Genomic DNA, 12,540 nt, shown 5'->3' with positions numbered 1-12,540 from the left:
CCTAGTTCAAAAACAAACGCTTCCATTCTCTATATAAACAAAACCATCGTCCGATGCAGGAGCCTTTATGAAACGATTTCTCCCTTCCAGTGTCATGCTCACCCCTTTTGTTGTTCGTTATTATGACGAGAATGAGTCCGACCAAAACGACTCCAACGATTCAACACTCGATGAAGGCGTTTCTATCGCCGAGAATGGAAGCGGCTGCAAAACAGCCAACACTGAACTTGAATAAAGCCACAGAAAATGAGGTTGCATATTTCTTAAGCACCAAATTGCGCTAGAGTGGGATCACTCGTTGGCAAGTTCCCTAATCATAGGAAGGTAAACATGAAAAAAGTGGCGGTTATTCTGAGCGGCTGTGGTGTTTATGATGGTGCAGAAATTCACGAAGCCGTGCTCGCACTCCACGCGATTGAAAAAGCGGGAGCCAATTGGCACTGTTTTGCCCCTAACGTAGATCAGCTGCACGTGATCAATCATAAAACTGGGGAAGAGATGAGCGAAACTCGTAATGTATTAGTGGAATCTGCACGCATTGCGAGAGGCAATATCGACGACGTGTTGAAACTCAATGTTGAAGAGTTCGATGCGCTACTCCTTCCAGGCGGATTTGGCGCAGCGAAAAACCTCAGTAATTTCGCCATTTCTGGCGCAGAATGCCGCCTGAATCAGGATGTCGAGAAAGCGTGCAAGGCATTTGCTCTAGCCGGTAAACCTGCTGGCTATCTTTGTATTGCCCCTGTCATACTGCCACTGATTTACGGTGCTGGAATTGGAGGTACCATAGGCAATGATGCCGCAACAGCCGCTGCCTTCAATCAGATGGGCGGTGACCACAAAGCGTGCGAAGTTGACGAAATTTGCCATGATGCCAAACACAACGTGTTTTCAACACCCGCATACATGCTTGCTGGTTCCATTCGTGAAGCGGCGAGCGGCATTGACAAGCTGATTAGCGCGTTGGTCGAAGCCGCTTAACAGTTTTCTAGTCTACCCGCTCCCATTCTTGTGGAGCGGGTAGTTTCCAACGGCGAAATTCAGATTCACTGTAGAGTGGTCGACCTTGATTGCCAATTTGGATAGGAATGGTATCTGCAGGTTTACCATCCAAAATTTGGTTGATGATTTGTCCTACCTGACGTCCTTGAGCCTCCCCAAACAGCACCACACCCCCAGCTGTTTTTCCCTTTCCGACCGAGAAATCCCAAAAACCAAACAGTGGAACTTCCGAGTGAGTGTTACTCCAAGATAAGATCTTTTCCGCTGGTACATTGTCACCCTGCTTATCGACCAAGGTCTGATATAAACCCACCAGAACAGCATCAACATTTTGCTCTTTAGCTTGCATGATCACGGTTTGCCATTTCTCCTCTGTATCAATCAAATGCACCGCCATTTCAATGCCGAGACTTTGCTTGATCATTTGATACTGTCTCTCAATATAAGCCCCCGCAATGTTGGAAGTGACACCAGAGTCAAACATCACCCAAATCTTTAAAGGGTCTTTGGCCAGCAATCTCTTAATTTCAGCGACATTTTTGACAAACAACGGCAATTCTAAAATTCCGGTGACCCTAGCCTGACCATGGTACTGTGATAAAAGCTTGCGTGGATTAGAGTTCACACCGAGGAAGACCATTGATATCGGCTCATCATACAACTTCGGATAGATATAGTGGAAAGCGTTATCATCTCCGAGCACCACTATATCTGGCTTCATCGTCTGGTACTTCGCAAACGCTTTATCGGCCATAGCAGCGTATTGCTCTTTGGGGACTCGTTTGGTGTTCATTTCAAAGGTTTCTAACTGAGCGCGATCCCCTAATTCTTGCGAAATACCGTGAAGATAACTTTTGTCCCATTCAAATTCAGCGTGGTAACTCTGAATGACTAAGATTTCTGTACTATTGGCAAAAGGCGCGACTAAAACAGCGAGCAACACTATCGCCTTAAGCACACTCAATGTAATAACTTTCATTACCTTATCTCATTGCAAACAGCTCTCTACCGAGTGTAGACCTCTAGTATCAAAAAGAAAAACGCTGGCCTAGTTTCTCCATCCTGTTTTCTATCCTGACTATACTTTCAAAGTACTCGATGGCCAAAGAGGGAATATCATGAGTCGTAAAACTCGGTACCAAGAAAGCCTTAACAACCCTCTTTTTAGCCGCATTGGTCGACGCATTATCTTGATCATGATACTACTCAGTGGCGCTTTCACTTTGCTCACGACCTTGCTGCAACTTTATTGGGACTATGACAAGGAATTTAATGACGTAGAACAACGGCATCATGAGATTCAAACTGTTCATGCCGGCTTACTTTCTGCTTCGTTATGGTCATTTGATTTGGTGTTATTGCAAGAACGGTTGGATGGTTTGGTCAATCTGCCAAAAATCGATTATCTGGAAGTTCAGTCGGGAAACTACACCTTCAACTCGGGTGAAAAAGTCGCTGAAGGTGCCATCATCGATACTTATCCGCTGAGCTATTACAACGACATTTCTGGGACAAGAGAAGAGCTAGGCACCATTTACGTCGAGTCTGATGCGCACGAAATCTACCATTATCTGCTTAAACAGTTTCTGGTGACCCTCACTTTAAATGCCATGAAAACCGCATTGGTTTGCTACATCATTTTGATGATTTTCCATGCCAGTGTGAATCGACGTATCTTTGAAATCGCACAGTATTTAAGAAACTACAATCCAAGACATCCTTCCGATCCGTTACAACTTGCGCATTACCAATGGATCATGGAGAACGATGACGAACTCGACTGGCTCGGCGATGAAACCAACCGGATTACAGGCAATGTCACCACCTTATATCGCAATATCAAACAGGAACAAGAGCGGCTGGCTGATTTCACCCACGTATCTTCAGATTGGTTATGGGAAACCGACGAACTTGGCCGGCTAACGTACTGTTCTGATGCGATGATTAACGCGCTCAATGTCAACCCGATGGAAAAGCCACTGTTTACCGAGATTGACGCGCTTTCAGAGGCACACAATCTCACCAGTTATATTTTGAGGCGAAATGATTTTTCCATGTGTGAAGAGAGCATCATCTTAAACTGCATTACTTACCATTTTCTTTTTCAAGCCATCGCAAAATATGAAGAGAACAAATTTCTCGGTTTTCGTGGTACCACGATTAACATTACAGATCTCAAACTCACACAGATCGAACTGCAACAACTCAACCAAAACCTTGAGCATGAAGTGGCGGTAAGAACCCTCGACTTAAAGCAAAGCATGGAACAGCTCAAAGCCACACAAGAACAGCTCGTGGAATCAGAAAAACTGGCGGCATTGGGCGGGCTTGTTGCTGGTGTTGCCCACGAAGTCAACACCCCACTTGGTATCGCAGTGACCGCCTCTTCGATTATTCGAGATGCTTCCAATGAGCTTAATCAAGCCTTTTCCAATCAAACTTTAACCAGCGCACAATTTGCCGACGTGATGCAGAGAATTTCTGACAGCAGCCAAATGCTGGAAAACAACCTTAACCGTGCGGCGAAACTGATCCGAGATTTCAAACAAACGGCGGTCGATCAAATCTCCGAAAGCCGCAGCGAGTTCAATGTCAAACAAGTGCTTGAGGCGTTAATTGCCAGCCTGCATCCTGAAACACGCAAGGTGCCAGTGATTCCCGTCGTCGAATCACCAGAGGATGTGGTCATGAACAGTTTGCCCGGTGTTCTCACTCAAATCGTCTCAAATCTTGTCCTCAACAGTGTCAATCACGCCTTCACTGCTCAACCAAACCCCGAGATTCTTGTCCGCATTTCTGAACAAGAACAAAACGTCATATTGGAGTATCAAGACAACGGCTCCGGTGTTGACGAGTCGTTACACCAAAAGATTTTCGAGCCGTTTTATACTAGTAAGCGAGGAAAAGGCGGTTCTGGATTAGGCTTAAATCTGGTGTTTAATTTAGTCAAACAAAAGCTCAAAGGTGATCTCTCTTTTCATTCAGAGCTAAACCAAGGCGTGCATTTTGTAATTACACTGCCCAAAGAACTGCCAATGCAGATAGAGTTTGCTCAGAAAAGTGCCTGATTTCAATAACAAGAACCCCGTGCTAAATAGCACGGGGTTCGCAGAAAAAAGCAAGAGCTGAGAAATAAAAAAGGATAACCAAAGGACTCGCTAGTCAGGATGCTGAATACGAATATCGATAAACGCTTGCCAATTTTCCAACAACAAATCCACTAATCGGGGATCGAAATGTTTGCCTTTTTGCGCTTCGATTTCTTGGCGAATTTGTTCATCAGACCACGGTTCTTTGTAGCTGCGTTTTGCCCCTAACGCATCAAACACATCCGCCAAGCCCGTAATTCGGCCACTGATCGGGATCGCCTCGCCTTTCAGCCCCATCGGATACCCTGAACCGTCCCACTTTTCGTGATGCGTCCCAGCGATTTCTTTCGCAATGGCAAAGAGGCGTCGTTTGGATTTACTCAAGATGTTGACGCCATATTCGACGTGCTTTTTCATGATTTCCCACTCTTGCGCATCCAGCTTACCGGGCTTGTGAAGAATGTTGTCAGGAATCGCAACTTTGCCCACATCGTGTAAAGGTGCGGCATGTTTGATCAAACTTACATCTCGTTCATCCAAGCCATACAACTGGGCCAACTTTTCAGAGATTAATGAGACCCGCTGAACGTGTGCTCCAGTTTCTTTGCTGCGCGCCTCAACTGCATTTGCAAGATTACAAACTAGCTCTTTTGAGGTTTCTCTGACATCCAACATTAAGTTAAGATTTTCAAAGGTTAACCCAATGTTCTGCATGTAAATCTCCAGCAACTGAAGATCTAGCTCTGCGAGACTCTTACTAATGTTAACGTATAAAAGACTGTTTAACCCTTGGCCATCATCATTGTAAAGTACAAATGCATCGCCAAAATTGGTAGTTCTTTGACTTGAAAGCACTTGCTGACAACGTTCTGCTACCAGCATTGGCAATTTTTCGAAGTCACATTCAGCGTATAGGTTCACATAGCTTCCCGTTGCGGCCAATGTCATTGCTCTACTCGCCTCACCAATTGGTTTAGGCTTTACCAAGCAATAAAAAGCCGACTTCTCTAACTTGAGCAAGGAAGTGAGTTGTTCTAACACAGCTGAAGCGTAGTTCTGCAGAGAGGTGGTATTTTGTACATAAGCAGAGGCTTGAATTACCTTACTCAAACCTTCTTTTTGTTCTTCTATCAAACAAAGGTCGCGATAAGCACGCAACATGGAATAGAGAACGGTCTTCAACTTTTGCGTGGTGAGCTCCGTTTTCTCTTTATAGTCATCAATCTCATATTCCTTGATGACGATATCTTCCGGTGCTTGCCCTGCTTGCCCCGTTCTGAGCACGAGACGAATCAAGCGGTTCTTCATTTGCTCGCGAATGAACTTAACCAACTCAAGGCCCGCATGCTCGGTCTCCATCACCACATCGACAAACGCAACGGCAATATCCGTTTGCTGCTGCAAAATCTGCCTAGCCTCTTGCCCTGATAGCGCGGAGATGAGTTCCAACTTCCTCTCTTGGAACTGAAAACCACTCAGCGCTAATCGAGTGACTTGATGCATTTGTTCATCATCATCCACCAGCAAAACTTTCCATGGCTTACATAGACGAAGGCTCTGTGTAGGCTCCTGAGGTTGATTTTCTGCACGATGGTCTGCAAACAAGTCCATTTGTCACCCTCTCCATTTTTGTTACTCATACTCTAGGTTTAGCACAAATCGAAGGTGACAACGGCGGAAAGCCATAAAAGTGATTATCTGTATTTTTTAAGCTCTTAGCGTTTCTTCAAAAATGCCAAGTTCTTTGCCTAACCAGTGAGCGCGTTCAGTGTGGTCGAGCAAATGCTCATCACTGACCGGATGAATCAATACGGATAGATCGCCGCGATGTGCATCCAACCATTCAATCAAACCGTGTTGATTATCACGAAAGTGCAGCTCAAACATCGGCATCTTATGGGGGCCAACAAGACGATCGACCAGCGGAAATATCGCTGTGACATCTTGGCGTTCATTGCGGATCTGCTGATGAATCTTCAACGCATCTTGGCGACGAATCAGAGGATAATAAACATGGGCGTGAAACATACAGAGTAACCTTTTGAAATAATTTGTTTCATTCTAGCGGTTTGTTGAGCGTTTCCAATCAACAGATATCGATAGAGTCTATAAAAAAAATCGAAGATCCCGATGAAAAAGCCCCTTTTGTCACATTGATGAGGCGAAAAACAGGTGCTAGACTTTCGGCGATCAACGCTTCATATAATCCTAATGATATGGTTTGGGAGTTTCTACCAAGAGCCTTAAACTCTTGATTATGAAGTCTGTCGCTTTATCCGAAATTTTATAAAGAGAAGACTCATGAATTACTTTGACCTGCCGAAGATCGATTTGCACTGCCACCTAGATGGTAGCGTACGCCCGCAGACAATTATTGACCTTGCTGACGAACAGAACCTCACTCTGCCATCACGTGACATCAACGTGATCAAAGAGATGATGGTTGCACCAGAAACTTGCCCAAATTTGGATGAGTATCTGAAACGCTTTGAGTTGCCAGGTATGGTCATGCAAACGGCAGAAGCGCTAGAGAGAATTTCATTTGAGCTATTCGAAGACGCTGCAAACGAGAACGTCAAATATTTAGAAGTTCGCTTTGGCCCGCTTTTACACCAAGTAAAAGGCTTAAGCCTTGACGACATCATGGACAGCGTGGTTCGTGGAATGAAACGTGCAGAAGCGCAATACGACATCCACGGTAACTACATTTTGTCTATTCTACGCACCATGCCAAAAGACCAAATTAAAGCGGTTTTAGAAGCAGGCGCAAAACACCTTAACGATGGCATTGTGGCTTTTGACCTCGCTGGCTCTGAAGTTCCTGGATTCTGTCACGAGTTTGTTCCTTACGCACAATACGCAAAAGAGTTGGGTTACCGCATCACTATTCACGCAGGTGAGCAAGGTGCAGGACAAAACGTCTATGACGCGATTTCTTTGCTTGGCGCAGAGCGTGTTGGCCACGGTATTTTCATCCACAACCACCCAGAAGCTTACCAGCTCGTTAAAGGGGAAGAAGTGGCTCTGGAAACCTGCCCTAGCAGTAACGTTCAGACCAAAGCCGTCAACAGCTTGAGTGAACATCCAATTAAAGCGTTCTACAAAGACGGTATTGCCGTAACGATCAACACTGACAACCGTACCGTGTCGAACACCACGATGACCGACGAAGTGCGTAAAGTCGTTGAAGCATTTGAACTGACAGAAGCGGAATACTTCGATATCTACACTATCAGTGTCAACAATGCCTTCACATCTGATGCGGTTAAACAGCATCTATTGAGCTTCGCTCAGTAAGCGTTAGGCAAACCGATATCGATAATGCGCCTTCCCAACGGAAGGCGTTTTTCATTCCACCACAGCAAACACTCATCTTTTTTTCACGAACATTCTGAGATGTTTTGTGTCAACCATAGGGTCTGTTGACCTTTTGAGCTGATTTTTGCAGCAGTTTGTGGGTTCTTTGTGCAAGGCAGAGGCTTTGAAATGTAGCTGCCCTACCTGATAAGCCGATAACGCAGCAAAAAGGAGTCACAAACGCTGCCCGAAGGGTTCGAGCTGGGCGCCCCCGATAAAAGCGTTTTACTCTTTGTTGAGATGTGTTTTGCTTAGAATGACTAGGCGACAAACCTCTCGCCGCGATTAAAACGCTTTTTTCTCGAACAAAATTTAACCGCAAAAGGTCAACAGACCCTAGTTATTTCCTTCAAATTTTAACAAGCCCAAATGCCAAAGCTGAAACATTGTCCTAATTCTCAGCGGTGTAAGGCAGAGTTTACTGCTTGAAAACAAACTAATCTTAGCGAAATTTAACATTTTGATTACACTTACAGTAAATCGGATGTCCCAAGATGGATCACTGTGGAAGTGGATAAATGCAGAAGCATCAAATAGCCACTTTCGCTTTCACAGGAGACAATTTTAAGAAATGGCGCATATCTAGCGCATCTCATGTGATGTGAATTGGACATTCTCTTTCAGTCTTGTGTCAGCTTATCTCCTGTGGCGATAGGCTTATCAAAAGGAGCTTGAGATGAATATTCAGGCACTGCCAATGCACCGATTCCTCGACTATGAAGGGAATGTGCAAAGCCCACTCCCTTCTTGGGCTAGTGAGGAGCGTCTTGTCCAATTTTACCGTGACATGCTCATCACCAGAGCGTACGACAACAAAGCGGTGGCGCTACAAAGAACGGGGAAACTTGGCACCTACCCATCCCACCTTGGCTCTGAAGCGTTTGGGGTTGGCATTGGTCATGCGCTCAAACCTTCTGACGTGTTCATTCCTTACTATCGGGACATGCCCGCCATGTGGGTTCGTGGTATTGGCATGGAGAAAAACCTGCAATATTGGGGCGGAGATGAACGCGGCAGTGATTTTTGTCCCGAGGAAAGCCACTTACGCTGTTCCGATCTCCCGTTTTGTGTCCCAATTGCCACCCAATGCACGCACGCCGTTGGCGTGGCCTCCGCACTCAAAATTCAAGGTAATCATGACGCCGCTTTAGTGACCTGTGGCGATGGTGCGACCTCCAAAGGCGATTTTTTGGAATCCATCAACTGCGCTGGCGTGTGGCATTTGCCTTTGGTGTTTGTCGTTAACAACAACCAGTGGGCGATCTCCGTTCCTCGTCAGTTGCAATGTGCGGCGGATTTGTTGTCAGAGAAAGCCAAAGGCGCTGGCATTCCCGGTATCACCGTGGATGGCAATGACGTGGTCGCTGTTTATGATGCCGTTAACAACGCTCTGGACAGAGCACGAAAAGGCAAAGGCGCGACATTGATTGAAGCGATCAGCTATCGCCTGAGTGATCACACCACTGCCGACGATGCAAGCCGATATCGCAGTGCCGATGAGTTAAAGCAAGCATGGCAGTATGAACCGATCAAGCGCCTTCAAGCCTATTTGACCGCTCAAGGGCTGTGGAATGAAGAGCTCGAGCAACAATGGTTAGCCCATTGCAAACAACTAGTAGAGCAAGCCGTCGCACACTATCTTTCACTTCCGCCACAAGCCCCCGAAAGTGCCTTTGATTATCTCTATGCCTCGCTGCCGGTCGAGCTTCATGCTCAACGAGACATGTTAATTAATAAAGCAATGCGCATGCAGGGAGGCAAACATGGCTGAACTAACCCTAGTTGAAGCAGTCAACCTCGCCCTTCACCACGAGATGGAGCGCGATGCAAACGTCGTGGTGCTTGGTGAAGATGTGGGAGACAACGGCGGCGTGTTTCGTGCAACCGTCGGTCTCAAACAGAAATTTGGCCTAAAGCGCGTGATGGACTCACCGCTGGCCGAAGCGTTAATTGGTGGCGTAGCGGTAGGTATGGCGACACAAGGATTGAGGCCGGTTGCTGAATTTCAGTTTCAAGGCTTTGTGTTTCCAGCGATGGAGCATCTGATTTGTCACGCGGCAAGAATGCGAAACCGCACTCGAGGACGCCTCACCTGTCCTGCGGTGTTTCGCGCCCCTTTTGGCGGCGGTATTCACGCCCCAGAGCACCACTCTGAAAGTATCGAAGCGCTCTTTGCTCATATTCCCGGCTTTAAGGTGGTGATTCCTTCTTCACCTCAGCGCGCTTACGGCCTTTTGCTCGCTGCCATCCGCAGTGATGATCCTGTGATGTTCTTTGAACCCAAACGCATTTACCGCACCGTCAAATCAGAGGTGGTGGATAACGGCGAAGCGCTACCACTTGATAGCTGTTTCACCTTGCGTAAAGGCCGCGATGTAACCTTGGTGACTTGGGGCGCATGCGTGGTGGAATCTCTGCAAGCCGCTCAAACGCTCTCCTCACAAGGCATTGAGGCGGAGGTGATTGATTTAGCCAGTATCAAGCCGCTTGATATGGCGACCATTTTCCAATCTTTAGAAAAAACCGGACGTTTATTGGTGGTGCACGAGGCCAGTCGCAGTGGTGGTGTGGGTGGCGAGATCATTGCCCGCGTCGCTGAGCAGGCAATGTGCTTGCTGAAAGCACCACCTAAACGCGTGACGGGTATGGATACCGTCATGCCTTATTACCGCAATGAGGATTACTTCATGATTCAAGAGCAAGATATTGTGCTCGCCGCTCGTGAGCTTATGGAGGGCTGGAAATGAAAACCTTTATCCTACCGGATCTTGGCGAAGGGCTCGCTGAGTCAGAAATTATTAAGTGGCACGTCAGCGTCGGTGACAAAGTGGAAGTCGACCAAGTGATCCTCACCGTGGAAACCGCCAAGGCAACGGTTGATGTACCAGCCCCATGGGCCGGAACCATTATTACTCGGCATGGCAATGAAGGCGATGTGGTTAACATAGGGGCGCTGTTACTGGAAATCGAAGACGGTGATGTGACCGCAAACAGCGACAAAAAAGTGCAACAACGCGAAGACGCCGCCACGGTGGTGGGTCATGTGTCCAATCAGATGCATCAAGTGAAAGTGGACGATTTTTGGATCGGGGGCAACCAAAACCACACCACAGAGAAACGGGTGACCGCCTTGCCATCGGCTCGTTTGCTGGCGCAAAAACTCGGGGTGAACTTGGAGATGGTGTCTGGTACTGGCCCATCCGGTTTGATTATGGATCACGATGTCTACGACGAAGCGGGCAAACAACGCCCCGGTACGGAAGTGCTCAAAGGAGCACGGCGCACCATGATGACCACTATGACTGAATCTCATCTGCAAGTGGCTGCGGTCACCATTACTGAGGAAGCGCTGTTAGAGCATTGGAGCAGCCAGGAAGACATTACCGTTCGTTTGGTTCAAGCGGTCGTTTATGCCTGCCAGCAAGAACCCGCATTAAACGCATGGTTTGATGCCGATACCGTCACACGTTGCGTGCACCATACCGTGAATATTGGTGTGGCTGTAGACAGTGCCCACGGTTTGTATGTCCCTGTGATGCGACATGCCGATGAGTTTTCACCTGACGACATTCGTAGCTGGATAAATCAAACCGTTTCAGGAATTCGCGAGCGCAAAATTGGCCGTGAGCAGTTGCAACACGCTACGATCACCCTGTCGAATTTTGGTGCCATCGCCGGTATTTATGCCACGCCTGTGGTGTCACCGCCGCAAGTGGCGATTGTGGGGGCGGGTCGAATCATTGAGAAAGTGGTGCTTCGGGAAGGAAAAGCCGTGGCCGTCAAAGCAATGCCTTTGTCGATCACCTTTGACCATCGTGCTTGTACGGGTGGCGAAGCCGCGCGCTTTACTAAAGCGTTGGCAGAGCATTTAAGAAAACCCAGTGTGTAACTTGTGGCTCAGGCAGTGCGTAAGGGCTAATGAATAAAGGCTAATAAGTAAGGGCTTCCACTGGGAAGCCCTTTTGCTTGGTGACCGCCGATAATGAAAGAAAGAACAAAGATGAAAGCTTTACGATGAAAACGCACAGTTAAGCGCGCAATAATCAGCGACAAAGCCAGTAAAATACCCTACGTTTCGACAAACTGGGCACCTCAAAAACCTCGGCGTCTTTCTACACCTTTTCTAACAGTTCCGGCAGGATGTCAAACAGATCGCCCACCAAACCGTAGTCCGCCACCTGGAATATTGGTGCGTCTGGGTCTTTGTTTATCGCGACAATGACTTTCGACTCTTTCATACCAGCAAGATGCTGTATCGCGCCTGAAATGCCAATCGCAATATACAGTTCTGGTGCAACGATTTTACCAGTTTGCCCCACTTGCAGATCATTCGACACATAACCCGCATCGACCGCTGCGCGCGAAGCCCCCACCGCCGCGCCTAACTTATCGGCCAACTGCTCCACCATGGCAAACTGCGCTTTGCTCCCTAAACCACGCCCTCCAGACACCACAACTCTCGCATTGGGCAAATCTGGCCGCTCACTTTCTACCTTCTCCAAACCGACAAATTCGCTGTTTTTGGCGGCGACGACCTTGTCGAGTCGCACAACAGGCACCTGATTGCTGCTATTTTCACCTAAGCCATTGTCAGATAAGGCTTCAAACGCAGAGCTTCTAATAGAAACCATTTTGACTGCATCGAGTGATTTCACCGTGGCCAGCACATTGCCAGCATAAATTGGCCGAACAAAGGTATCGTCCGATTCAATCGCCACGACATCCGACAACTGACCAACATCGCGCAGTGCCGCGACACCGGGTAGTATATTTTTACCAAAGGTGGTTGCCGCTGCGAGCACGTGCGTATAAGGCTCACTCAACTGCGCCATCACGGGCACAATGTTCTCTGCCAAACGATGTTGATAGGCCGGCGAATCCAACACCATGATCTCTGCGATTCCGTCGATACGCTGTGCATGTTCGACCACGGCATCACATTGATGGCCAATAATCAGCGCCGTAATGCCCTCAGGTTGCAATTGCAACGCCGCGCTCATGGTTCGTAAGCTTTCAGGACAAATATTCCGGTTATTATGCTCGGTCAGGAACAGCACTTTTACGTCATTCTTTTCCATCACTTTACTCTCTC

The 12,540-nt window shown here is 47.4% G+C and carries 11 protein-coding genes and 1 riboswitch; of the genes, 7 read left to right on the top strand and 4 right to left on the bottom strand.

What is annotated here, in order from left to right; genetic code table 11:
• The first annotated feature begins 67 nt into the window (after positions 1-67).
• Positions 68-235 carry a hypothetical protein gene (locus LZU85_RS02770; RefSeq protein ID WP_237286310.1) on the top strand — a complete coding sequence of 56 codons (168 nt, stop codon included), beginning with the start codon at positions 68-70 and terminating at the stop codon, positions 233-235.
• 95 nt (positions 236-330) lie between these two features.
• A complete protein-coding gene (gene elbB / locus LZU85_RS02765) occupies positions 331-981 on the top strand; it encodes an isoprenoid biosynthesis glyoxalase ElbB (protein WP_237286309.1) in 651 nt (216 codons plus the stop codon).
• Between the two features lie 7 nt (positions 982-988).
• Here elbB and LZU85_RS02760 read toward each other — a convergent pair whose 3' ends face one another.
• Positions 989-1,981 carry an ABC transporter substrate-binding protein gene (locus tag LZU85_RS02760; RefSeq protein WP_237286308.1) on the bottom strand — a complete coding sequence of 331 codons (993 nt, stop codon included), beginning with the start codon at positions 1,979-1,981 and terminating at the stop codon, positions 989-991.
• 139 nt (positions 1,982-2,120) lie between these two features.
• Here LZU85_RS02760 and LZU85_RS02755 point away from each other — a divergent pair, with 139 nt between their 5' ends.
• Complete coding sequence (locus LZU85_RS02755; protein WP_237286307.1) at positions 2,121-4,070, top strand: PAS domain-containing sensor histidine kinase; 1,950 nt, start codon at positions 2,121-2,123, stop codon at positions 4,068-4,070.
• A gap of 90 nt (positions 4,071-4,160) precedes the next feature.
• On the opposite strand, the gene LZU85_RS02750 is transcribed toward LZU85_RS02755, so the two are convergent.
• The gene (locus LZU85_RS02750) at positions 4,161-5,702 is read right to left on the bottom strand and encodes a DUF3369 domain-containing protein (RefSeq protein WP_237286306.1); all 1,542 of its coding nucleotides are present in this window, start codon (positions 5,700-5,702) and stop codon (positions 4,161-4,163) included.
• Between the two features lie 96 nt (positions 5,703-5,798).
• On the bottom strand, positions 5,799-6,119 hold the full coding sequence (locus LZU85_RS02745) for a DOPA 4,5-dioxygenase family protein (RefSeq protein WP_176297118.1): 321 nt from the start codon (positions 6,117-6,119) through the stop codon (positions 5,799-5,801).
• A 150-nt stretch (positions 6,120-6,269) separates the two neighbouring features.
• A riboswitch (purine riboswitch) is annotated at positions 6,270-6,369 on the top strand.
• A gap of 23 nt (positions 6,370-6,392) precedes the next feature.
• Between LZU85_RS02745 and add the strand changes: the two genes are divergently transcribed.
• From add to LZU85_RS02725, 4 genes are all read left to right on the top strand, one after another.
• A complete protein-coding gene (gene add / locus LZU85_RS02740; protein WP_011081421.1) occupies positions 6,393-7,388 on the top strand; it encodes an adenosine deaminase in 996 nt (331 codons plus the stop codon).
• Positions 7,389-8,124: 736 nt separating this feature from the next.
• The gene (gene pdhA / locus LZU85_RS02735; RefSeq protein WP_237286305.1) at positions 8,125-9,219 is read left to right on the top strand and encodes a pyruvate dehydrogenase (acetyl-transferring) E1 component subunit alpha; all 1,095 of its coding nucleotides are present in this window, start codon (positions 8,125-8,127) and stop codon (positions 9,217-9,219) included.
• On the top strand, positions 9,212-10,195 hold the full coding sequence (locus LZU85_RS02730) for an alpha-ketoacid dehydrogenase subunit beta (RefSeq protein WP_011152306.1): 984 nt from the start codon (positions 9,212-9,214) through the stop codon (positions 10,193-10,195). Before pdhA ends, LZU85_RS02730 begins: the two co-directional genes overlap by 8 nt.
• Positions 10,192-11,337 (top strand): dihydrolipoamide acetyltransferase family protein, encoded by a 1,146-nt coding sequence (locus tag LZU85_RS02725; RefSeq protein ID WP_045598081.1) that lies wholly within the window; start codon positions 10,192-10,194, stop codon positions 11,335-11,337. Before LZU85_RS02730 ends, LZU85_RS02725 begins: the two co-directional genes overlap by 4 nt.
• Positions 11,338-11,560: 223 nt before the next feature.
• Here LZU85_RS02725 and LZU85_RS02720 read toward each other — a convergent pair whose 3' ends face one another.
• The gene (locus LZU85_RS02720; RefSeq protein WP_237286304.1) at positions 11,561-12,526 is read right to left on the bottom strand and encodes an electron transfer flavoprotein subunit alpha/FixB family protein; all 966 of its coding nucleotides are present in this window, start codon (positions 12,524-12,526) and stop codon (positions 11,561-11,563) included.
• Positions 12,527-12,540: the final 14 nt, after the last annotated feature.

Origin of the sequence: Vibrio floridensis (assembly GCF_021852965.1) — a bacterium.
GTDB classification, from domain to species: domain Bacteria; phylum Pseudomonadota; class Gammaproteobacteria; order Enterobacterales; family Vibrionaceae; genus Vibrio; species Vibrio floridensis.
This window is presented reverse-complemented; position numbering and strand designations above follow the sequence as displayed.

Bases quoted from the DNA above. Each gene is read 5' to 3' on its own strand.
- LZU85_RS02770 (WP_237286310.1), top strand. From the start codon at position 68: ATGAAACGATTTCTCCCTTCCAGTGTCATGCTCACCCCTTTTGTTGTT.
- elbB (WP_237286309.1), top strand. From the start codon at position 331: ATGAAAAAAGTGGCGGTTATTCTGAGCGGCTGTGGTGTTTATGATGGT.
- LZU85_RS02760 (WP_237286308.1), bottom strand. From the start codon at position 1,981: ATGAAAGTTATTACATTGAGTGTGCTTAAGGCGATAGTGTTGCTCGCT.
- LZU85_RS02755 (WP_237286307.1), top strand. From the start codon at position 2,121: ATGAGTCGTAAAACTCGGTACCAAGAAAGCCTTAACAACCCTCTTTTT.
- LZU85_RS02750 (WP_237286306.1), bottom strand. From the start codon at position 5,702: ATGGACTTGTTTGCAGACCATCGTGCAGAAAATCAACCTCAGGAGCCT.
- LZU85_RS02745 (WP_176297118.1), bottom strand. From the start codon at position 6,119: ATGTTTCACGCCCATGTTTATTATCCTCTGATTCGTCGCCAAGATGCG.
- add (WP_011081421.1), top strand. From the start codon at position 6,393: ATGAATTACTTTGACCTGCCGAAGATCGATTTGCACTGCCACCTAGAT.
- pdhA (WP_237286305.1), top strand. From the start codon at position 8,125: ATGAATATTCAGGCACTGCCAATGCACCGATTCCTCGACTATGAAGGG.
- LZU85_RS02730 (WP_011152306.1), top strand. From the start codon at position 9,212: ATGGCTGAACTAACCCTAGTTGAAGCAGTCAACCTCGCCCTTCACCAC.
- LZU85_RS02725 (WP_045598081.1), top strand. From the start codon at position 10,192: ATGAAAACCTTTATCCTACCGGATCTTGGCGAAGGGCTCGCTGAGTCA.
- LZU85_RS02720 (WP_237286304.1), bottom strand. From the start codon at position 12,526: ATGGAAAAGAATGACGTAAAAGTGCTGTTCCTGACCGAGCATAATAAC.